At 39.4% G+C, this 20,712-nt stretch carries 20 protein-coding genes; 12 read left to right on the top strand and 8 right to left on the bottom strand.

Annotated features, from left to right (window positions below; all coding sequences use genetic code 11):
• Positions 1–336: 336 nt before the first annotated feature.
• Both H0486_RS11525 and def read left to right on the top strand, forming a co-directional pair.
• Positions 337–597: a helix-turn-helix transcriptional regulator gene (locus H0486_RS11525; protein WP_228353147.1), complete on the top strand. Its 261-nt coding sequence runs from the start codon at positions 337–339 to the stop codon at positions 595–597.
• Positions 572–1,033 (top strand): peptide deformylase, encoded by a 462-nt coding sequence (gene def, locus H0486_RS11520; RefSeq protein WP_228353146.1) that lies wholly within the window; start codon positions 572–574, stop codon positions 1,031–1,033. The genes H0486_RS11525 and def overlap by 26 nt, the downstream gene beginning before the upstream one ends.
• 392 nt (positions 1,034–1,425) lie before the next feature.
• Here the strand turns inward: def and H0486_RS11515 are convergent, their stop codons facing one another.
• Both H0486_RS11515 and H0486_RS11510 read right to left on the bottom strand, forming a co-directional pair.
• Entirely contained in the window at positions 1,426–2,310 is an 885-nt protein-coding gene (locus tag H0486_RS11515) for an IS3 family transposase (RefSeq protein WP_228353145.1), read from the bottom strand.
• 29 nt (positions 2,311–2,339) lie between these two features.
• Positions 2,340–2,627, bottom strand: a complete 288-nt coding sequence (locus H0486_RS11510; RefSeq protein WP_228353144.1) for a transposase — start codon at positions 2,625–2,627, stop codon at positions 2,340–2,342.
• 174 nt (positions 2,628–2,801) lie between these two features.
• Here H0486_RS11510 and arr point away from each other — a divergent pair, with 174 nt between their 5' ends.
• The 3 genes from arr to H0486_RS11495 all read left to right on the top strand — a co-directional run bounded on the left by arr (position 2,802) and on the right by H0486_RS11495 (position 4,084).
• The gene (gene arr / locus H0486_RS18575) at positions 2,802–3,182 is read left to right on the top strand and encodes an NAD(+)--rifampin ADP-ribosyltransferase (RefSeq protein WP_330594594.1); all 381 of its coding nucleotides are present in this window, start codon (positions 2,802–2,804) and stop codon (positions 3,180–3,182) included.
• An 89-nt stretch (positions 3,183–3,271) separates the two neighbouring features.
• A complete protein-coding gene (locus H0486_RS18870) occupies positions 3,272–3,424 on the top strand; it encodes a nucleotidyltransferase domain-containing protein (protein WP_456300800.1) in 153 nt (50 codons plus the stop codon).
• A gap of 336 nt (positions 3,425–3,760) precedes the next feature.
• Positions 3,761–4,084: a hypothetical protein gene (locus tag H0486_RS11495; protein ID WP_228353142.1), complete on the top strand. Its 324-nt coding sequence runs from the start codon at positions 3,761–3,763 to the stop codon at positions 4,082–4,084.
• A 171-nt stretch (positions 4,085–4,255) separates the two neighbouring features.
• Here H0486_RS11495 and pdxR read toward each other — a convergent pair whose 3' ends face one another.
• A complete protein-coding gene (gene pdxR / locus H0486_RS11490) occupies positions 4,256–5,461 on the bottom strand; it encodes a MocR-like pyridoxine biosynthesis transcription factor PdxR (RefSeq protein WP_456300804.1) in 1,206 nt (401 codons plus the stop codon).
• On the opposite strand from pdxR, the gene H0486_RS11485 reads away from it, so the two are divergent.
• The 5 genes from H0486_RS11485 (at position 5,461) to hisD (ending at position 11,021) form a co-directional block, all read left to right on the top strand.
• Entirely contained in the window at positions 5,461–5,994 is a 534-nt protein-coding gene (locus tag H0486_RS11485; protein WP_228353140.1) for a GNAT family N-acetyltransferase, read from the top strand. The genes pdxR and H0486_RS11485 overlap by 1 nt on opposite strands.
• Before the next feature lie 88 nt (positions 5,995–6,082).
• Positions 6,083–6,898 carry a VanW family protein gene (locus tag H0486_RS11480; RefSeq protein WP_228353139.1) on the top strand — a complete coding sequence of 272 codons (816 nt, stop codon included), beginning with the start codon at positions 6,083–6,085 and terminating at the stop codon, positions 6,896–6,898.
• A gap of 112 nt (positions 6,899–7,010) precedes the next feature.
• Positions 7,011–7,748: an HAD family hydrolase gene (locus H0486_RS11475; protein WP_228353138.1), complete on the top strand. Its 738-nt coding sequence runs from the start codon at positions 7,011–7,013 to the stop codon at positions 7,746–7,748.
• 208 nt (positions 7,749–7,956) lie between these two features.
• Positions 7,957–9,321 carry an MATE family efflux transporter gene (locus H0486_RS11470; protein ID WP_228354424.1) on the top strand — a complete coding sequence of 455 codons (1,365 nt, stop codon included), beginning with the start codon at positions 7,957–7,959 and terminating at the stop codon, positions 9,319–9,321.
• 413 nt (positions 9,322–9,734) lie between these two features.
• Complete coding sequence (gene hisD / locus H0486_RS11465; RefSeq protein ID WP_228353137.1) at positions 9,735–11,021, top strand: histidinol dehydrogenase; 1,287 nt, start codon at positions 9,735–9,737, stop codon at positions 11,019–11,021.
• On the opposite strand, the gene H0486_RS11460 is transcribed toward hisD, so the two are convergent.
• From H0486_RS11460 to H0486_RS11440, 5 genes are all read right to left on the bottom strand, one after another.
• Entirely contained in the window at positions 11,011–11,610 is a 600-nt protein-coding gene (locus H0486_RS11460; protein WP_228353136.1) for a cytidylate kinase-like family protein, read from the bottom strand. The two genes, hisD and H0486_RS11460, sit on opposite strands and share 11 nt — an antisense overlap.
• A gap of 77 nt (positions 11,611–11,687) precedes the next feature.
• On the bottom strand, positions 11,688–12,455 hold the full coding sequence (locus H0486_RS11455) for an amino acid ABC transporter permease (protein ID WP_228353135.1): 768 nt from the start codon (positions 12,453–12,455) through the stop codon (positions 11,688–11,690).
• Positions 12,455–13,186, bottom strand: coding sequence for an amino acid ABC transporter permease (locus H0486_RS11450; RefSeq protein WP_228353134.1), 732 nt, complete (start codon positions 13,184–13,186; stop codon positions 12,455–12,457). The genes H0486_RS11455 and H0486_RS11450 overlap by 1 nt, the downstream gene beginning before the upstream one ends.
• Before the next feature lie 96 nt (positions 13,187–13,282).
• Positions 13,283–14,176, bottom strand: a complete 894-nt coding sequence (locus H0486_RS11445) for a transporter substrate-binding domain-containing protein (protein WP_228353133.1) — start codon at positions 14,174–14,176, stop codon at positions 13,283–13,285.
• A gap of 93 nt (positions 14,177–14,269) precedes the next feature.
• A complete protein-coding gene (locus H0486_RS11440) occupies positions 14,270–14,992 on the bottom strand; it encodes an amino acid ABC transporter ATP-binding protein (RefSeq protein WP_228353132.1) in 723 nt (240 codons plus the stop codon).
• A 405-nt stretch (positions 14,993–15,397) separates the two neighbouring features.
• Between H0486_RS11440 and H0486_RS11435 the strand changes: the two genes are divergently transcribed.
• Both H0486_RS11435 and H0486_RS11430 read left to right on the top strand, forming a co-directional pair.
• A complete protein-coding gene (locus H0486_RS11435; protein WP_228353131.1) occupies positions 15,398–17,515 on the top strand; it encodes a LuxR family transcriptional regulator in 2,118 nt (705 codons plus the stop codon).
• Positions 17,475–20,564: a YDG domain-containing protein gene (locus H0486_RS11430; RefSeq protein ID WP_228353130.1), complete on the top strand. Its 3,090-nt coding sequence runs from the start codon at positions 17,475–17,477 to the stop codon at positions 20,562–20,564. The genes H0486_RS11435 and H0486_RS11430 overlap by 41 nt, the downstream gene beginning before the upstream one ends.
• Positions 20,565–20,712 lie beyond the last annotated feature (148 nt).

The raw sequence follows: 20,712 nt of genomic DNA, 5'->3' as shown, positions 1-20,712 counted from the left end.
TTCCAGACTTTCGGTAAATATAACCGATAGATGGAAACCTTATTTTTACCCCTATTCACAGCATCTCTTGAAGAGTTTACAACCGATGCCGAGACTGCAGGGGTGGGCTATGCCGTCTCTGTTGTAAACGCAAAGAAATATAACGGAAAAGAAGTTATGTCATATCAAGTATTGATGGAAATTGGTTTGATAAACGGTGACAAGGTAAATTCATATAGCACACGGACTCAGTTCTTTTACAGAATTACTGCCTCTTATATTTTGCTTGTAAGGTTGACATTACAAAGGATGCCATGTATACTTATAGTAAAGTTAACTTTACAAAAGGAGTTGTCAATGAAAAATCGAGTTAGAGAATTAAGAGAGCAAAAAGGATTGACCCAAGAGCAGTTAGGAGAAATGGTAGGTACTTCGAGACAGGCAATTAATGCCATTGAGACAGAAAAATTTGAACCCTCTATTTGGCTTGCTTACGATATTTCACAAGTGTTTGGTTGCCCTATTGAAGAAGTGTTTTTGTTTAAAAAGAGTCCTAGAAAAACGCGTGCAGATAGTAGCAGGAGGAATACTAATGGCAATAAGGAACATTCGATATAACAATGACAGTATTTTACGTAGGAAATGTAAAGAAGTAACCCAGATTGATCATAAAACAAGACAAATTCTTGATGATATGATGGATACACTTCATCATACAGTAAATGGTGCCGCATTGGCAGCAAATCAAATAGGTATTTTGAAACGATTAGTCGTAATAGATTATTGTGGATATACTCTTAAATTGGTCAACCCGCAAATAATCGGATATAGCGGAGCTCAAGAATGTATTGAGGGATGTATTAGTTTTCCTAACCGTTTTGCAAAAACGATACGTCCTCAAAAAGTAACAGTTCAAGCCTTAAATGAATATGGGGATGAAATTATTGTGACAGGTGAAGATGAAATGGCTAAGTGTTTTTGCCACGAATTAGAACACTTAGACGGAGAAATTTTTCTGGATAGAGCGATTGAGGAAATTAAACCAGAGATATAATGATGGTTTGCGAGATTGAGGTATTAAGTAATTAACTCGGAGGTAAGATTCAATGAATATAAAATTTGATCCAAACAACGCTATTATTAAACTCTGTATGAGTGGGTTGGGACTAGAGGACAGTGGAAACAGTGAGGATGCAATCACTATGTTTCATAAAGCATGGCGTGAAGCAACGGATGATTATGAGAGATTTATCGCAGCTTATCATATCGCTCGACAACAAAAAAATACGAGAGACAAACTAAAATGGATGGAGACATCTCTACAGTGTGCTGTAAAGATAAATGATGATAATGTTAGAAGTGCATATTCAACCTTATACTTAAATATAGCCAAATGGTACTATGTCAAGAAAAAGTACAAGTTAAATCGGGAAAATTTATTATTATTTAGCTTACCTTCCTGTATAATTTTACCAGTTGCTTTGCGTAATTTACCTCATATTGATTTGGTGATAAATATCCACAATGACTATGAATCCTGACAGTGTTATAAAATGCCTCTATGTATTCAAATACAAGGCGATATGCGTGATTATAATCTAATATTTTAAATCTGTTTATCCACTCCCTCTTAATTAATGCATGGAATGATTCTATACATGCATTGTCCCATGGAAAAGCTTTCTTTGAATAACTGTTTATAAGTCCTTCTGTTGCCTCCTTATATGCACTACAGGTATATTGTATGCCCCTGTCACTGTGCATGACCAATGGCTTATCTATTCTTCTTGCTTTCTTCGCTCTATTAATCGTTTCTACAACCCATTTAGCTTCTAGGGTTGTACTAAGCTCCCATGCTATGATTTTACGGGAAAACAAGTCCATAATACTTGTTAAATATACAAATCCTTCATAGGTCCAAATGTAAGTTATATCTGAACACCAAACAGCATTTGGCTCACTTGGGTTAAATTCCTCATCCAATATATTTTTTAGTTCTAAGCTAAAGTCTGAATCTATCGTTGTAACAGTATACGGTTTAACATATTGAGCTCTAATTCCTAGCTCATGCATATAGTTTCCGACTGTCTTCTCACTGATTTTTTCTCCCTCACTTTGCAGTACCTTTGTGATTTTTGGAGCTCCATAATTCTGATGAGATTCGTTGTATATTGCCATTATTTTTTCCATAATCGCTTCCTTGCGTTTTTGTCTATCAGAAGGAAGTCTTTTTCTATATGAATAGTAGCCATTTCTTGAAACGCCTAATACTCTAAGCACCCCGCTGACATTCAGCCGGCGTTCGCCTTCATCGTTCAATTTATCTTCCATTTCGGATGTTGCAATGAAGAGAGCTTCTGTCAGTTTCCCAGGATGCCGATCGCTTTTTTTAATATTTCTAATGCATCCTGTGTATCTCTTAACTCTCTGCGTAGCCTCGCGTTTTCCTTGGCTTCATCGCTTTCATAATTGCCTGAACCCCTAGTTGGTACTTCACCATTGTTTTCTTTTGCTTCTTTAACCCATACGCTAAGTGCTGTACGGCTAACCCCCAACTTATCTGAACATCCTTTGAGACCTAAATCTTTATGATCAAAGTAATATCGGACGGCATCCTCTTTAAATTTTTTGTCAAACTGTTTACTCATGATAACTCCTCCATCTCTTATAGTATTTATTATAACTACTATTTAGGATCTAGTCCACTTTCAACTTGTACCATTTTTAGTCTACCACCAAAATGCTATGAGGAGTTAGGTGATTCTGAGAATGCAAAAAGAAATTATGAGTTATCAAGTTCAGCTAAGGGTGCACCTTCTGATATTGGGCCATTTTATCATGGGACAAAGGCAGACTTAAGAGTAGGTGATTTGCTGACAGCAGGTGGTACATCTAACTTCAAATCTGAACTTAAAATGAACCACATTTATTTCACAGCCAATATAAATGTTGCATGTCTTGCAGCATCATTAGCAAAAGGAGAAGGAAGAGAACGTATTTATAAAGTAGAACCAACAGGTGATTTTGAAGACGACCCTAATGTAACGGATAAAAAGTTTCCTGGCAACTTAACACGTTCATATCGCTCGAAGGAACCTTTAAGAATTATTGGAGAAGTAACAGAGTGGGCAAAATTGACAACTGATAAGCAAGGAGAATGGCGTGAAAAGTTAGCGAAAAACAAAGGCGAAATTATTAACTAAAGTTATTTAATGGCATGATAGTAAAGGAAGGGCAACCGTAAAATATGATAGATAAAATTATTCAATTAGTAACAAAGTAATTATCCTCTATGCCTTGTATAGAGGGCATTGTATTAGGAGGTTCACGAGCAAGGGGTACTCACATGGAGTCTTCGGATATCGATATCGGCATCTATTACAGATCAGAATTGTTATGTATCCTATGTTTGTGGACATTGTTTTCGAAGCATATATTCCCTTAATCAAGTCTTGTTTGCAATAAATAAAGAATACTGTATAAATGAAAAAAAGGCTGTTAAGATGATTGAAGACTTTATGATCAAGCCAAACAATTATAAAGAAAGAATCGATAAGGTTATTTCCTTAATATCAACTGATGTAGATTGCACAAGTAAAGGGATAGAGCTTCTTCAAAGATTAGTAAATGATGTTGAAGCCTGCAAAGAAGGGAGTAGTCATAACTGAACGAAAGAGAAACATCTATAATAATATATGACAAGATAAATTGTTAGAACATCTTGGAAGTGCATGGAATCATATGTTGATATAATTCCAAAGGGGAAAGATTGGAGCAATATATGAAAAATAAAAATATAAACTGGGAGAAGATAGTTGAAAAAACAAGGAAAGAGGTGGTAAGTAAATTTCCACAGTTATATTCATCTTTAGATTTTGGAGCTTATATTGAAGCGGATAATTACTTCGTTTCATATATTTTTCATAAAAATGATGATTTAAAAGAAGCAGAAAATAGTGGTCTGACCAAAACAATTAATCAATATCATATGCAACGAATGGAAGTAAATGGATATCCTATAGACGCAATAAATGATTGCTATTTTGCATCGCAGGAAGAATGTGAAAAAATGTATAATGGAAATTGGTATTATTACTATAAGTAAAGTAAATTTGAATGCAGTAATTCTAAGGCCTTATAAGTGAATCATATGGTTTATCTGCAATACCGATATTTTTATAGTAATTAATGAACCACCGTTCGAAAATTGGGGTATGGCTGGAAATCAAAAAGGTTAAATTGCTATCATGTTAATATTTACAGTGACCTGTCCTCTTTATGACAGGTCACTTATTATGGCTTTCATTTTTATAATTCCCTGTTCAAGCATTGAGGGACTTAGATGTGCATAGCCTAATATAATCTGATTAGTATGCTTCCCTTTTTCAATAGCATGCTTTTCTACCGGTATCACGTTGATACCATCTTCTTTCATACGATGGATCAATTCCTTTGAAAATAGAACAGAATCAAATTCCGCGACGATATGCATACCGACAGGCGCTCCATGGATTTTAACCTTTCCAGGGAAGTGCTTGTTAAGTAATGAAATCAAGAGATTTCTACGCTTGATATACAGCTTTTTTGCCTTCATTATGTAACGTTCCAAATCACCATTTTCAATGAACCGTGTCAATGCCAGCTGATTTATGGAATTAGAATGATGATCTGCAAGTCGTTTCCATTCTTTGCACTGTTCCACTAGAGAAAATGGCATGACCAGGTACCCCAGACGCAGAGAGGGAAAAAGAATTTTACTGAAGGTACCTACATAGATTACCTGCTCACTGTTCAGTTCGTGTAACGAATTGATCGGTGGACCATTAAATCGAAATTCACTGTCATAGTCGTCCTCTATAATATAGCATCCTGTTCTTCGTGCAAATTCAGCCAGCTTAAGTCTTCTTTGTATTGACAGGATCCCTCCCATAGGGAACTGATGGGAGGGTGTAACAAAAATGACGGTCGGAACACTATTTACTGGAAATAAATCTGTCTGAATCCCTTCTTCGTCTACAGCGATTGGCGTAATGTGCTTGGTATGATAGGAAAATATCTGTTCCACATTATGATTCGAAGGATCTTCAATCCATACGGTACTATTCTGGTCAAGTAAGCACTTTGCAAGAAGTGAGATTCCCTGTTTGGCTCCCGTTGTTACTATAATCTGTTCCGGCTTGCATTGAATCCCTCTGGCTTTCTTCAGATAATCAACAAGCGTATTCCGAAGCTCTAATCTGCCTTCCGGATAATCATATCCCAGAGCAGATATGGGAGCTTCATTAAATGCCTGCGTGACAACTCTATTCCATTTTCCTCTAGGGAACAGATCAATTGCCGGTATTCCACTGTCAAAATCAATAATGTCCTGTGTTATTACATCGTTGGAGAGCGAGGAAACACGGCTGTCTATCATTTGATCCGTATGTTTCATTGCATGAACTCCATTACTTACATAAACACCGGAGCCTGCAAACTTTATTGGGCGATTATTTACAGAAAAAACATCCTGAGGAAGTGTATCGCAAACCTACTATGGAGGAAGCGCATCAGGTTCTGGAATATCAAAGAATCAATTTCACTTTCGATAAAAAGAATTATGATGCATTCAAAAAAGCTCTTCCAGACAAAAAACTCAAAATTGAATCTACTTCAAAAGATGTGTTTGAGCAGTTAAATGGTAGCGTTGTACCGAAAGCTTTTTGGAATAATTACTCTGATTTTAATAAGAATGGAATAGGCTTTACTTTATTTCAGGATAATCTTCCGGCTTCTACCGCCTTTGCATCATTTGTCATCGATCAGAAGCTTGAAATAGGAATCGAGACAGCCGAAGCTTACCGTGGTTTTGGTTTCGCAGAAAGGGTATGCTCTAGATTAATTGATTATTGCCTGGAGAAAGGGTATGAACCCATCTGGTCCTGTAATTCTGGGAATATCGGATCTAGAAGGCTTGCACAAAAACTGGGGTTTATAGAGTGTAAAAGAATCCCTTACTATATCCTTCCTTTTTAAGTGATAACTTCGTATCAGGAAACTAATGATGAACAGAAAAAGGAATATAGATTATATAGGTTAAAATCTATAAAAAGGGGTAAGTGATATGTCTGAAGCTGAAAAACCAATTAAGCGTTCCCATTTAAGATTAAGGCTTGGCAGAATATATTATGGAACGTTACGCAGAATTTTATGGATCAGAATGAAAAAGCGATTTGCATCGACCTATAAACAAGAGAAATTGCCCTTTTCATACTTTTCACATAAATCAATTCTGCTTCGTAAATTGAAGAATGTTGATATGTGGTTGCAGTATAACAAAATAATTAATTTGAAATTAGCGGTGAAGAAACTTAATGGCATTATAATACGCCCAGGAGAGGTTTTTAGCTATTGGAAATTGATTGGAAAGCCATCGAAGAGAAAAGGATATGTAAAAGGAATGATATTAGAAAACGGAGCTATATGTACAGGGACAGGTGGCGGTTTGTGTCAGTTATCCAATTTGATTTTTTGGATGACACTGCATACGCCACTAACTGTTATTGAACGCCATAGACATACATATGATGTATTTCCTGATTCGAACAGAACTCAACCTTTCGGGAGCGGAGCCACTTGCTTTTATCCATATGGCGATCTGATGATTCAAAACAATACACAGGACACATACCAACTTCTTGTATCCGTAGGTGAAGAGTATCTGGAGGGAGAATGGCTGGTGACATCCAGACCGGAGTACTCATATAAAGTTGTTGAAAAAAATCATATAATCAAAGGTGAGTATTGGGGTGGATTTAGCAGGAATAATGAATTATATCAGCAGAAATATGACATCAATGGAAATATGATTGATGAACGATTAATTGTCAAAAACTCTGCAATCATGATGTACTCTCCATTTTTAGAAGATAAAGGTTAAGAAATAGATTAAAAGAATACGTGATACATTAGCAATAACTTGTTGATCAGTAAGCATATGATATAATTGATTTAACGTTAATTATATAAACTAAGACTATGAGGATGAATCAATGCAGAAGATGACATCAGATGAAAATCGGATAATTGCTATTTTATGGGATTATGATGGAACACTTGTAGACAGTGCGAGGAAAAATATGAATGTTACCATCGAAGTATTACGACATTTTGATCCAGATATCGAGGCTCATATTCCTCCGGTACTACAAAGCTATGATGCATATCAGGAGGCAAATCATCGGTATCGAAATTGGCGGGAACTTTATACGAATTGTTATGGTATACCATCCGATAAACTCGACGAGGCGGGGCAACTCTGGACACCGGAACAGCAAAGGAATAAAACAATTCCAGATATGTTCCCCGGTCTAATAGAGTTATTTCCCATGCTGAAAGGAATCCCAATGGGTATCTGCTCTCAAAATGCATCGGAAAGTATTTGGGATACGCTGTCTTATTATGGCGTGGCAGATTATTTCAGCCATGTTATTGGATATGCGGATGTACCAGGGAATATGCAAAAACCTCACCCCTATGGATTTATCAAGTGTGCTGAAGCGTTGAATCCAGATAATAAAGCAGGTACCTACATTTATATAGGTGATCACAGTGATGATGTGACCTTTGGAAAAAATGGTGAGGCTGCAACCGGGAATAAGGTAATCTGCATTACGACAGATTATTTAGGAATTCATGGCGAACTTTATGCTTCTTGGAAAACAGCACCTGATTATTTCACTCGGAATACGAATGAATTGAAAAAAATACTGGAATCACTTCTATGGTAAGCTGATATTAATCAACATTTAAGATTTCACCTATGCTTTTGGTGGTTTTCTGCCAAGTGTCAAGAGAGAATGATGTAATAATCTATTATTTTTAGTTGCTTTATATAAAGATATTTATGTATAATGAGTAAGCGGGCTTATTTATGAGACAATCTAAGCAAAATATATCTATCTTAGTGACACATTAGGAGAGGACTGGTTGAAGCATATGAGAAATGGATCAATTGAAAAGAACCTTACCGAGGGGAATGTTGTTAAACTTCTATTACAGTTCGCATTGCCGTTTATGCTATCTAATCTGATACAAAGTCTTTACAATGTAGCAGACATGTTGATAGTTGGTTATTATTCGGGAACGGCTGCTATTTCAGGGGTGAATATAGGCGGACAGGTTACATTTATCTTAACAAATTTGATTGTAGGACTGACGGTTGGCGGTACTGTTATTATTGGACAGTATCTCGGATCTGGAGATAGAAAAAGCGTGAAAGAAACAATTGGTACACTACTCACATTTCTTCTTGTTGTCGGTATTGCAATTACCATTATAATGTTAATGGTTTCAGATAACGTACTTTGGCTTTTGCAAACACCGGAAGAATCCTATCAACAGGCGAGAGATTATCTAGATATTACAATGCTGGGTACGGTTTTTATATTTGGATATAATGCATTTTCTGCTATTCTGAGGGGATTTGGTGATAGTAAGAGACCATTTATTTTTGTATCCATAGCATGTACTACGAATGTCGTATTGGATCTGTTACTTGTTGGAGTATATGGCATGGCAGCAAAGGGAGCAGCGATTGCAACTGTTATTTCGCAGGCGATAAGCATGATCCTTTGTATTATTACTTTAATTAGAAGTGATTTTGTATTTGACTTTAAACTTAGATCATTTAGATTTGTAAAAAAATATTTTATTACGATTATGCAGGTGGGGATACCGATCTCAATCCAGAATGTGATCGTAAACTTTTCATTTCTCGTACTTACCACCATCGCAAATAGTATGGGTGTAAATGCATCTGCAGCTGTTGGTATTGTTGGTAAATATAACGGGTTTGCAATATTACCGGCTATTGCAGTTGGTTCTTCAGTATCTGCAATGGTTGCACAGAATATGGGTGCAGGAGCAATTGATCGTGCTAAAAAGACATTCCATACCGGTTTTGCACTTGCTTTTTCAATTACTTTTGTAGTATTTATTATTACACAGATTTTCCCTGAGCAAATATTATCTGTTTTTGATGATGACCCCAATACAATCTTGGCCGGGGTAGAGTATATCAGGACTTTTTCTATCGATTACCTGATTGTACCTGCGACATTTTGCTTGAATGGCCTTGTAACTGGTTCAGGACATACCATTATATCATCAATATGCGGAGTACTGTCATCTATTGGTTTCCGTGTCCCGATAGCGATCATTTTTGGATTAGTTATGCAAAAAGGATTGTGGGGATTGGGGCTTGCAGCACCTATCGCCAGCTTAGCATCAGGTTTGATTCTACTGATTTATTATATTTCAGGAAAATGGAAAGAGAATATGGTTATCAAAACTAACATTTGATGAGGAATAGAGTTGTACACATACCGGACGGATCGATGGCTGTCTACATCACATACTGATGAAAGTCATAATCTAATTATACATACTACCCTAGAAAATGGAGAATGTTATAAAACATTCCATCATTTTGAACAGGATAATACATAATTTATTCTTGACAAATCTGACCGAATGGATATAATTATAATCGATATGAGGCGAAATGCCTGATCCACGCTTGTTAGGGAAAATATCCCTGACAAGCTTTTTTTATCGTATAGGAAATTTCTCAGAATTTTCTATACGATAAAAAATCCCTCAGGGCAGGATGCGTACTCGCGCGCATGGTATTTTGCCAACAAGCTGGCCGCGCTCGGCGCGAGAGTCCGGCTTGCCAGTCTCATTGTTCTTAATCAGAAAGGAGAGATAAAATAGTGGTTACTATTAGTAAGTTTAGCTATGAAAATCCAAGATTCATTAATCTACTTAGAAGAAGTAGTAGTATTCCGGAAGAAGTTGAAATTACTGTTAAGGAAGTACTGAAAAATGTTAAAAACAACGGAGATGAAGCCTTATATGCTTATATGAAGAAATTTGATCATGTTGACATGAATGAAATAGGCTTATTTGTATCAGAGGAAGAATTTGCGAATGCAAGAGATAAGGTATCTGATAAGTTTAAAGAAGCTGTAAGGGCAGCATGTGATAACATATTTAAATATCATAAAAGACAATTACCAAAGGGCTATTGTGAAACATATGAGGATGGTGTAATCCTTGAAAGAAAATATACACCTCTTAATAGTGTGGCAGTTACAGTACCTGGAGATAAGGCACCTCTTATTTCTTCCATGTGTATGAATTTGATTCCAGCCATAGTAGCCGGAGTACCTAATATTTATATACTTACGAAACCTAGATTGGATGGTACGATTGATGAACATTTACTATATGTAGCAGATTATCTAAATGTGAAGAACTATTACAAGATCTCAGGTTCTCAAGGGATTGCTGCTGTTGCATATGGAACAAATACGATAAAAAAAGTTGATGCAATTACAGGTCCCGGTAATAATTACACACAAATGGCTAAAAAAATGCTATTTGGAGAGGTGAAAATTGATTCCATTGCCGGTCCTTCTGAAATTGCAATTATCGCTGATGAAAAAGCAAATCCTACTTTTATCGCTGCTGACATGATGTCTCAGGCGGAACACGGAACAGGTTTCGAAGCCAGCACCACTTTTTGTCTATCAAATGAAAAAGCATTACGTATTAAAGAAGAGATTATCCGTTTAGCTGAGGAAAATAATCTTGTTACAGCAACACAAAAATCATTTACCAATTATGGTGATATATTTGTTGTTGACAGAATTCAAGATGCGGTAGATGCTGTTAATAAAATTGCACCTGAACATGTTGAATTACTTTTAGAAAATAATGATGAAGTTGTAAGCTTAATAACGAATGCTGGTGCTGTATTTGTTGGCGAATACAGTACGGAACCAGTCGGAGACTACTTCTGCGGAACAAATCATATACTCCCAACTTGTGGTACGGCAAGATTTTCATCTGGTATGTCAGTACAAGAATTTATGAGAGGTTATAGCGTCATTCGTTATACAGAAAAGGCCTTAAAATCCAATACCAATCTTATTATTGAATTAGCGGAATCAGAAAGTTTAATGGCACATGCTCTGGCTGTAAAGGTTAGAAAGTAGAAAGATGGCCTCTGACGATATCCGCCAGGATCTTCGCGCTTTTGTCAATGCCAAACTGGCTACTGTCAATCATTAAATCATAGCCATCGTATGCATTTTTCACATTAGGACAATAACGGTGGCGGTAGTTTTCTCTGGCTTTGTCAACCTCCTTGATCATTTTTCTTGCTACCTTTATATCCATTTGCAAGGCTTCAATACAATTCTTAAGCCTGTACTCATAGGGTGAATATATAAATACATTTAAGATTCGGGGATGCTCTCTTAATACATAGCCGGCACACCTTCCTACGATAATGCAGGACTCTCTATGGGCTATATCCCGGATGATATTTGACTGAACACTAAATATTTCATCCTGAATATTGGCTACACCCATGCCCAAAGGATATTTTCGCCTAAAGAAAGCAGGATGTATGTTTTCTTCCTCATTGCTGATGACTGGTATTGGCTGACCCATCCTTTTTGCTGTGGCTTCTACGATATCTCTGTCATAGAACTCCACAGAAAGCTCCTGAGACAACTTCTGTGCGATTGATCGTCCAAAGCTAGCGAATTGTCTTGATATTGTAACAACATAGTTATCCATAGGGTAAACCTCCTTTGCGCAGTTTATCTGCTTATAGTTAAGGCATTGACGGTCTTATATTAATAAAGCGAACATTCCTAGGACGTACGGGTTGTAGTCTTTGGAATTCGAGGATGCTTTTGTATATATCTGACCAGAGAGGACAATAGAAAGTTAATGATGAAATAAATGATCGCAGCAAAGCCAAATAGAACAAAGACATCTGAAACATTGATGGAACCGGTGCCGTTGTATCTGTTAGCGGAACTCAGCAATGTTTTAACCCTGCTCATTAATTCGATTACTGCGATATTGGCCAGATAGGAAGAGTCTTTAATCGTTGTGATAATCTGACTGAGTAAGGTGGGAACGATATTTCTGTAAGCCTGTGGTAGTACTATGTAAATCATTATCTGTACTGTACTAAAGCCCTGAGAGTGTCCGGCTTCAAATTGTCCATGGGCCACGGAGTTCAAACCACCTCGTACAATCTCGGCAATAACGGAAGATGTGAATAATATAAGAGTCATGGAGCCTTTAAATAGCAATTTTACCTCTACCGAAGTCAGTCCGAACATTTTCCTAGATAAAAATTCCGGCACCGGTAAGAATACCAGGCAGATAAATATCCACAACAAAAGGGGTGTATTTCTGAAAATCTCAATATAAGCTGTTGCTAACCATTTGAATATTTTGCTGCGCTTACTGGTACAGTAATTCCTGACAAGTGCAAGAATGGAGCCTAAAAGCAGACCAATACCGACAGCGACAACGGAAATAATCAAGGTATAGGCAATTCCTGATAATAAATAGGTAAGAACCGTCGGATTTTTTAGCATGGACAAACTATTACCCAATGTATTCATTACTTAGCCACCATCCTTTCCGACAAAGTGCTTTGTGTTTCAACCGTCCTTGACTCTCGCTTCTTCAGAGAATTCTCCCATGTACTTGCAAGGGTTGATAGCGGAAAACAAACAATAAAGAACAGAAGTCCACTTATCAGATATGCAGGTGCATATGCTCCACCGGTTGAGGCGCCTGTTACAAAGCTGTAGGTTACAGAGATAAGATCGGCTCCTCCGATGATGTAAAGACAGGATGTATTCTTTATCAAATTGACCACCTGATTAGCCATGGGAGGAAGGATGATCTTAATACTTTGTGGCAAAATGATGTAAAACATCTTTCCAATGTAGTTGAACCCTTGCGAATCAGCAGCCTCGAACTGTCCCTTAGGGATAGAGCTAATTCCAGCCCGTACTACCTCAGACAAATAAGCACCGTGATAGATACCGAGAGAAATGGTTCCGGTAGTGATAATTCCCAAGCTATTTCCTGAAAAAGCAAGGGCGTAATATAAGAAACATAACTGAAGAACTAGCGGTGTATTCTGTATTAATTCCACATAAATACGGCTTATTCCCCTTAAGTATTTTTTGCTACTGGTAGCCATTAACCCGAAGATGATCCCTAGCACTAGTGATAACAGTAAAGCGAACAATGCCATTCTACCACTATTAAGCAATCCTAGCAGAAAGGTGGAACGGAATGTCCATACTTTTTCCCATCCAGATATAGAAAATAAACCCTCCAAACCATTTCCTCCTTTCAATTTAATATGCCAATGCTTCCTGATCTAGAGGCTTCGCAAGATACGAAGCCTCGAAGATCTATTTAATAATTAAAGTGCTTATTGTAAATTATTCTCTTTAATCAAGTTGTCGATAGTTCCATCAGATAACCATCCGGTAATCAGCTCTTCAACATACGGTGAGAACCCAGATCCTTTCTTGGTTGCAACACCATAGTTCTGAGGCGCGAACTTCTCCTCAATATAGGATCTGCCCTCAGTATGATATACTGCAAGAATGGATTTATCCACGCAGAAGGCATCTACTTCCTTAGCACTTAAAGCCGTAGAGATTGTTGGATAGTCGTCGAACTGCTGGAAGGAAACACCGGTGGTCCAGATTGCAGGATCAAAGGTTTCTTCGTCAAAGCCATCTTTGCTGATGAGCCCACCCTCAGTCATAGCGATAACCAGCGCTTTTGCAGAAGTTGAACCGGAGGACACACCAACCTTCTTATTCTCTAAATCTGCAAGAGACTTAATTCCGGAGGAATCTTCAACCAGAACAGTAACATAATCTGTATAGTAAGGTGTTGAAAAGTCCCAGTTCATCTTTCTTTCCTCAGTGATAGTAAAGGTTGCAAGCACGCAATCGATATCACCGGAGTCTAAAAGCTCGGTACGAGTAGCGGCTGTTACAGCAGTATACTCGACATCAACACCCAGTTTCTCAGCAATTTTCTCAGCCAAAGATATTTCAAGGCCGGAGTATTCCTTTGTCAACGGATCCTGATAACCAAAACCGATAACGGCATTCTTAACTCCTACTCTTAATACACCGCGGTCAATAATCGCCTGTACATCAGGTGAGTAATTCGATTCGGTACCTGTTGGAGTTGAACTTGCAGGGGTTGGTGTTGTATCGTTTTTACTGGATGAACTACCACAGGCTACCAGAGATACTAGAATGAGTGCCATAAGCAATAAACCTACATAATTTTTGAAACTTTTCATATCACATGACCTCCTTTGATTATATAAAGATATTTAAATGATTACGGGATTACTTGGTGAATAAAAAAAGGAACGTTAACTTTTTCAGTCTCATTAACGGATAATCTTACTGAGAAATTGCTTCACTCTGTCATTTTCAGGGTTTGTAAAGAAGTGTTCCGGCACACCTTCTTCAATAATCAGGCCATCCTCCATAAAAACAATTCTGTCTGCAACCTGTCGTGCAAAGCCCATTTCGTGGGTAACCACTACCATGGTTATATTTTCCTTGGCAAGCTTAATCATGACATCCAGAACTTCCTGAATGGTCTCAGGGTCCAGTGCAGATGTGGGCTCATCAAATAAAATGATTTTTGTCTGGGCGCAAAGTGCACGGGCAATTGCGATACGTTGCTGCTGTCCCCCCGACAGGGTAGTCGGATATACATGAGCCTTTTCCCTTAATCCAACAATATCAAGGTAATGATATGCCAGATCCTCAGCTTCCTTTTTGCTTTTCTTATGTAGTTTCAGGGGAGCAAGTGTCAGGTTCTTTAATACAGTCATATGGGGATAGAGATTAAATTGCTGAAAAACCATGGATATCGATTCCCTGACCAACCTAGTCTTATTTTTTAAGGTGATTTGCTCTCCATTAATATAGACACTTCCGCTTGTGGGGGTCTCCAGAAAGTTCAGACAGCGGATAGCTGTGGATTTCCCCGATCCTGATGGCCCAATAATTACTAATTTTTCACCCTCTGCAACTTCCAGGTTTATATTTTTAAGTACATGAAGATCCCCAAAAAACTTATTTACATTTTCCATCTTGATCATGAAACCACCTCTTTTCTAATTCTGTATGGGAATCTAAAATAAAATAAAAAAAGACGTCTGAAATTCAGACGCCTTTATCTTTAATGCAATTGATTATATATGGAGATTCTGTATTTGTCAAGAATGTTTCAATTAACATTATTTTACTTTATTCAACTCTTATGCATGGTTTAACGCCCATATATGGGGCTTGTAAAAGAATATATAAAAAGGTATAGTATAGGTGTGAATACTTAAACACATCTTTGGTGAACTCCGCCTCTCTATTTCCTACAGTATAGTTACGCAATCACCATAGCTACTCTTTCTTGAAGACTTATTAAAAATGTCATATATTAACAATATGAAATATATACATATCAGATGATATACGTAAACTTACTCCCGATGAAAGGAGAAAGTCCAATGAAAAAGCTTACGGCCCTCAAACGAGATCGTGTCAATAGATCTTTGGAAGATATCTTCAATTACCCAATAACTATTGTAGAAGCCCCTATGGGCTACGGTAAAACAACGGCAGTGCGTGAATTCCTTGCTTTAAAAGGTGTGCCTGTCATATGGACCTCCTTTTTACCAGAAGATGACACGGCATCGTGGTTTTGGGAAAGACTTGCGAACGAAATTGGCAAATTTGACAAAGTGACAGAGGACAGGCTCAAGAGTCTCGGTATTCCCTCCGATACACCGCAGACAATCATGGCCATTAACATCATAAATGAGATGGTTTACAGGCCGGGTACTACACTCGTCATAGATGATTATCATCTTGCAAAGAGTATGAAGATGACCGCGCTTTTCAGACATTTTGTCATGGAGATGCCGGACGATTTTCACATAGTCATCCTGACTCGTGATACAACAAATCTAGACATTTCTGAACTCTATGTAAAAGGGCTGTGCAATGTCGTATCTCAAAATACGCTTAGATTTACCCAAAATGAGATTAGGGACTACTGTACTTTGATGGGATTTACTGTCAGTGAGAGTGTGATAAAGAAAATAATCAATTATACAGGCGGTTGGATTTCTTTAATTTATCTCATCATACTCGGAATGGAACGGGGAATCTCTATTAATCGAAACAGTGCAATTAATGAACTGGTGGAGAAGGTGCTTTATAACCCCTATGATGAGCACATTAAAAGGTTTTTGCTCCGCCTATCTGTGATGGACAGCTTCACAGCTGAAAAGGCTGTGTTCATAACGCAAGAAGAGGAAGCAGAGAAAATCCTTATTAAGCTGCGTCGTGAAAACGCATTTATTACCTTCGACGAGGCAGCGGGGGTCTATATCATTCACAATGTACTGCTGGACTTCCTTCGGAATAAACAAAAGGATGAAGAAGAATGTGCCGTGCTAAATCAACGGCTTGGCGAATGGCATCTTGCACGAGGAGAATACAGAACCGCATACTGCTATCTCTTCCGTGCGGGTGAGAAAGTGCGTGTTCTCGAATTGATGGACAAGGAGGATACCATAACAGGCGATTCCGCCACTTTTGACGGTGTTTTAAATCTGTTCGCCACATTACCCCGCGAGATACTGTTTAAATATCCGCTTGCATATTTGCAGTACATAGCCATCATTTTGACAAACGGAGATTCAAATTCTTATCATGATGGAGTGATGCGATTAAATGAACTGAAAGAAGCTTTAGAAAATGCGGAAGATCCCATCCCTCATGGCAGAAACCGTGTGTTGGCTGAGTTTTTCCTCACCCGGATATTTGCTGTGTTCAATGATGCAAAAGAAATAGCTATATGTATGAAGGTGGCACAGCATTTACTTGGCGGGGATGTTTCCTGCCTGCAAAAGCGTGAGGCGGAATTCACATTAGGTTCTCCCCATTTACTTTATACCTGTTACAGGGAGCCTGGCAGCCTGAATGAGCTTACCGGATGCATCGTGTCGGATTTTCCGATATTTGCTAAGTTGGCTGACGGCTGCGGTATCGGTTGTGACTATGTGGCTCTGGCAGAATATTCATTGGAAACCGGTGACTGGCATACGGTGGAGCTAAATGCCTTCAAAGCCATTTATAAAGCTCAGACAAAAGAACAGACCAGTATAATGATTTGTGCTTATTTTACCTTAATCAGACTATATCTTTATCAGGGAAAGATTGACGAAGCATTGGAACTGCTGCGGCAACTAAAACAAGATGTGACGAAGGCAAATAACCCATATTACAACACCGGGTTAGAGATGGTGGAAGGATACGTTAACGGTTGCCTCATGCGTATCGACAGCATCCCCAGGTGGCTGCAAACCGGGGATATGTCCGCCGCACATTTATTTTATGGAGGTCTTGGTTTTAATTATATTATATTTGGCAAGGCACTTCTGCTATCAAAGAATTACATCAAGCTTGAAATGCTCACTGAAGAATTTGAATGCAAGTTCGCAATTTTCCACAATCAGTTTGGCTTTTTGCATAATCAGATTTTCAAAGCTGTTACGAATTATTCTCTTTACGGTATGAATGCGGGATGCGCTGCGCTCCGGAAATACAGGCAACTATGAAGGTTGGGGTGGACTTGGTGGACTGGTCGGTGTTAAATCAGACGATTGTACGGTAACGACATCCTACTACAATAGCCAAACCAGCGGACAGTCAGACTATGATGACAGAGGGGAACCAAAGACCTCGATGCAAATGATACAGGAGGTAACCTTCAGCGGATGGGATTTCACTCATGGAACAGGAGTTTGGGACATTAGCGAGGGAGTATCATATCCCTACCTGCAGGCTTTGGTTCCCAACCCTCTGCCCGCGCCGCCTGCGGCAACCTCGGCAGGTATTGTCAATATCGGCGGGGATGATCGGTATGATACCTCCACAAAAACACTGACGCTGACCTATGGCGACGACTTAGGAGCGGATTTTTCTACCGAGTATGTAACCCCGGCGGACGGACTGGTCACATGGAGCAACAGTGATTCGGACGTCATAATCATGAATTTAAATGATGACGGAACTATTAAAATAGAAGCAAATAACACCGGAACAGCGACGGTCAGCCTGAAAGCTACAGATGGTACTACACTAGACAGCATTCAGGTCATTGTTAAACCTATTCCTCTTAGAGTCACCGGTTACTTCGAGGTCGAGGACAAGGAGTATGACGGAGACACAGATGCGGATATCAGCGCTACTTTCACGCTGTCGATTAACACGTCAGACTGCATAGGCGGTGACGCAGACAACCTGACTGCAAACTTCGTCGCCACATTCCTGGATCCGGATGTGGGTCAGGACAAGGCCGTCAGCCTCAGCAATTCGTATCTGACGGGATCTGCCGCAGGAAATTACATCCTTGACTTCTCCGATGTACCCACAGCCACGGGGAACATCATACCGAAGGAGCTGACAGTAGGCGGGTATTTTACCGCGCAGGTCAAAGAATATAACGGAACGATGGATGCGACCATTGCCACAAATGAAATGAATCTTATTGGCAGAGTTGGTAGTGACGATGTGACTCTTGTCCCCGTTCTTGCCTTTGACACACCTGAAATTGGTACAGGTAAGACGGTATCCCTAACGATAGGAAGCTCCCTCACGGGGATGAAATCCGGAAACTATACCCTTTCCATTACAGGTGCGCCCACTTATACGTCAGGCGTGATCACGGGAAAACAGTTGACACTCGGTGGCAGCTTTACTGTAAACGATAAGGAATACTCCGGTGACAGAGATGCAACCATCGCCACAAACAATCTGACGCTTGTCGGTGTAAATCCGGGCGATAAGGTTTCAATCGCGTCTGTTACAGTCGAATTTGACAGCGCCGCTGCGGGCAGCCAAAAGACGGTAAGAATTACTGGTTATACTTTATCAGGTGCAGATGTCGAAAATTACTCCGCTTCACTCACCGGTGCACCGACGGCGACAGCGAGTATCACTAGAGCAACGGGGCTGCAGGCTCCCGCAGCGCCGACGCTTCAAAGCAAGACGAACACCAGTGTGACCCTGACACCCAAAGCGGGGCAGGAGTTCTCGAAAGACAACGGAACCACCTGGCAGACAAGTAATATCTTTACAGGACTTACGCCTTCCACAGAGTACAGCTTTATCACCCGTATTAGGGAAGATGTAAACCATGAAGCCTCGCCAGTCAGCGCAGCACTGACAGTGAAGACAGACGCCTCGTCATCCACAGGTGGCGGCGGTGGCGGTGGTGGCGGTGGTGGCACGCCTACTCCGTCGACACCGGCAGCGACATTAAATATCTATCAGGCTACAGTGTATGGAGTTAGTGAAAACTCAGTAAACGTGGTGTCTGCTGTTGGTATCATGCGTGGAGAAACGGATGGTTATATAATAGATTCAGTTGATATAGACCAATCGAAGGCAGAGGAAGTAATTCAAAAGGTTCTAAAACAGAAGCAAAATAAGATTCTGATTGAAGTGGACGGAACTGAGGATAATAAAGCTGATGAAGTAAACTTTATTATTAAAAAAGCGGCAGTCAAGAAACTTTCAGTCAACGAAATTGCTCTTGAAGTAACGACAGAAAATGTTCGTATTGATATACCGAAGGAGACCGTTCAAGCGGTTGCAGAAGATGGAAAAGATTTAATTTTCCGGGTAACTCCTTTGGATAAAAAGGATGAGAAGGCAGCTGTAGTCGAAAATGCTATTACAGCCAAAGTGGTGCAGACTGCTACCGGAGGCGACGAGGCTGTTGCGCTTGGAAATCCCTTGAGGATAGAGACGACTTATCAGGGATATCCGACAAAGCTGGTTTTCTCCCTGAAGGACATCGAAATCCCGGAGGATGAGACGCAGCGTGATTTGTTCTTAAGCGGCTTAGGCGTTTATGTCAATCATAGTGACGGAGAACAGGAGTTTAACCGTGGTACAATTATATACGATTCTGACGGTAACCCGGTCGGAATTGAAATTGATGTAAGTAAGTTCAGTACCTTCACCATGATAAGCATTATAAACGAAGCACCGGTCGCTTCTGGTCTAAAAATAACAGGAAAAGTTGAATATGGCAAAAAATTAACTGCCGCTTATAACTACAAAGATAAAGAAAAGGACAAGGAAGACAAGAGCCTGATCTCCTGGTACCGGGCAGACAACAAGAAGGGGAAGAACAAGAAGCTGGTAGCCGAAGGCACATTGAGTTATAAGGTGAAAAAAGCAGACCAGGGTAAGTATCTCATCGTTGAGATAACCCCGGTTGCAGTATCAGGTGAGATTACGGGTTCAACCGTATCAGCCTGTGTCAAGGTGGCAGCGAACAAAGCCCCAAAGGCAGTAGGGGGAAAGATAACCGGTAAAACAGTAGTAGGCAGTAAGTTAACCTTAAAATATACCTATCAGGATGCCGAATCAGATAAAGAGGGTAAGACAACAATCCAGTGGTATCGTGCAGACAGTCCGAAAGGAGAGAACAAGAAGAAGATCAAGAATGCGAACAAGAAGACGTATACACCGACAAAAGCTGATGTGGGTAAATACTTGATAGTAGAGATCACTCCGGTTGCGAAGACGGGTACGAAAACCGGCAAAAAGACAACCGTTGCAACGAAGACTGCTGTTACCAAAGCCTTGAAATAGAAGACTGCATATATCTCCTATCATACAAAAAGTACATTCTCCCAGGTTAAAGATATGCGATTTCATATATTAAAGGGCATCTTCATAGAAAGAGAAAACCGCTACAATTTTCATTCTCGTACAGGAGGAAAGTTGCAGCGGTTTTATT

It is taken from the genome of Variimorphobacter saccharofermentans (genome assembly GCF_014174405.1).
Taxonomy (GTDB): Bacteria; Bacillota; Clostridia; order Lachnospirales; family Lachnospiraceae; genus Mobilitalea; species Mobilitalea saccharofermentans.
The sequence above is the reverse complement of the archived record's forward strand: the minus strand, read 5'-3'. Positions and strand labels throughout refer to the sequence as shown.

Excerpts from the sequence above, each read along its gene's own strand:
- H0486_RS11510 (WP_228353144.1), bottom strand. The coding sequence starts at position 2,627 with ATGAGTAAACAGTTTGACAAAAAATTTAAAGAGGATGCCGTCCGATAT.
- H0486_RS11460 (WP_228353136.1), bottom strand. The coding sequence starts at position 11,610 with ATGGATAACTATGTTGTTACAATATCAAGACAATTCGCTAGCTTTGGA.
- H0486_RS11480 (WP_228353139.1), top strand. The coding sequence starts at position 6,083 with ATGTCTGAAGCTGAAAAACCAATTAAGCGTTCCCATTTAAGATTAAGG.
- H0486_RS11430 (WP_228353130.1), top strand. The coding sequence starts at position 17,475 with ATGCGGGATGCGCTGCGCTCCGGAAATACAGGCAACTATGAAGGTTGG.
- H0486_RS11445 (WP_228353133.1), bottom strand. The coding sequence starts at position 14,176 with ATGAAAAGTTTCAAAAATTATGTAGGTTTATTGCTTATGGCACTCATT.
- H0486_RS18870 (WP_456300800.1), top strand. The coding sequence starts at position 3,272 with ATGCCTTGTATAGAGGGCATTGTATTAGGAGGTTCACGAGCAAGGGGT.
- H0486_RS11470 (WP_228354424.1), top strand. The coding sequence starts at position 7,957 with ATGAGAAATGGATCAATTGAAAAGAACCTTACCGAGGGGAATGTTGTT.
- H0486_RS11525 (WP_228353147.1), top strand. The coding sequence starts at position 337 with ATGAAAAATCGAGTTAGAGAATTAAGAGAGCAAAAAGGATTGACCCAA.
- H0486_RS11455 (WP_228353135.1), bottom strand. The coding sequence starts at position 12,455 with ATGAATACATTGGGTAATAGTTTGTCCATGCTAAAAAATCCGACGGTT.
- def (WP_228353146.1), top strand. The coding sequence starts at position 572 with ATGGCAATAAGGAACATTCGATATAACAATGACAGTATTTTACGTAGG.
- H0486_RS11515 (WP_228353145.1), bottom strand. The coding sequence starts at position 2,310 with ATGGAAGATAAATTGAACGATGAAGGCGAACGCCGGCTGAATGTCAGC.
- H0486_RS11495 (WP_228353142.1), top strand. The coding sequence starts at position 3,761 with ATGAAAAATAAAAATATAAACTGGGAGAAGATAGTTGAAAAAACAAGG.
- H0486_RS11435 (WP_228353131.1), top strand. The coding sequence starts at position 15,398 with ATGAAAAAGCTTACGGCCCTCAAACGAGATCGTGTCAATAGATCTTTG.
- H0486_RS11440 (WP_228353132.1), bottom strand. The coding sequence starts at position 14,992 with ATGATCAAGATGGAAAATGTAAATAAGTTTTTTGGGGATCTTCATGTA.
- H0486_RS11475 (WP_228353138.1), top strand. The coding sequence starts at position 7,011 with ATGCAGAAGATGACATCAGATGAAAATCGGATAATTGCTATTTTATGG.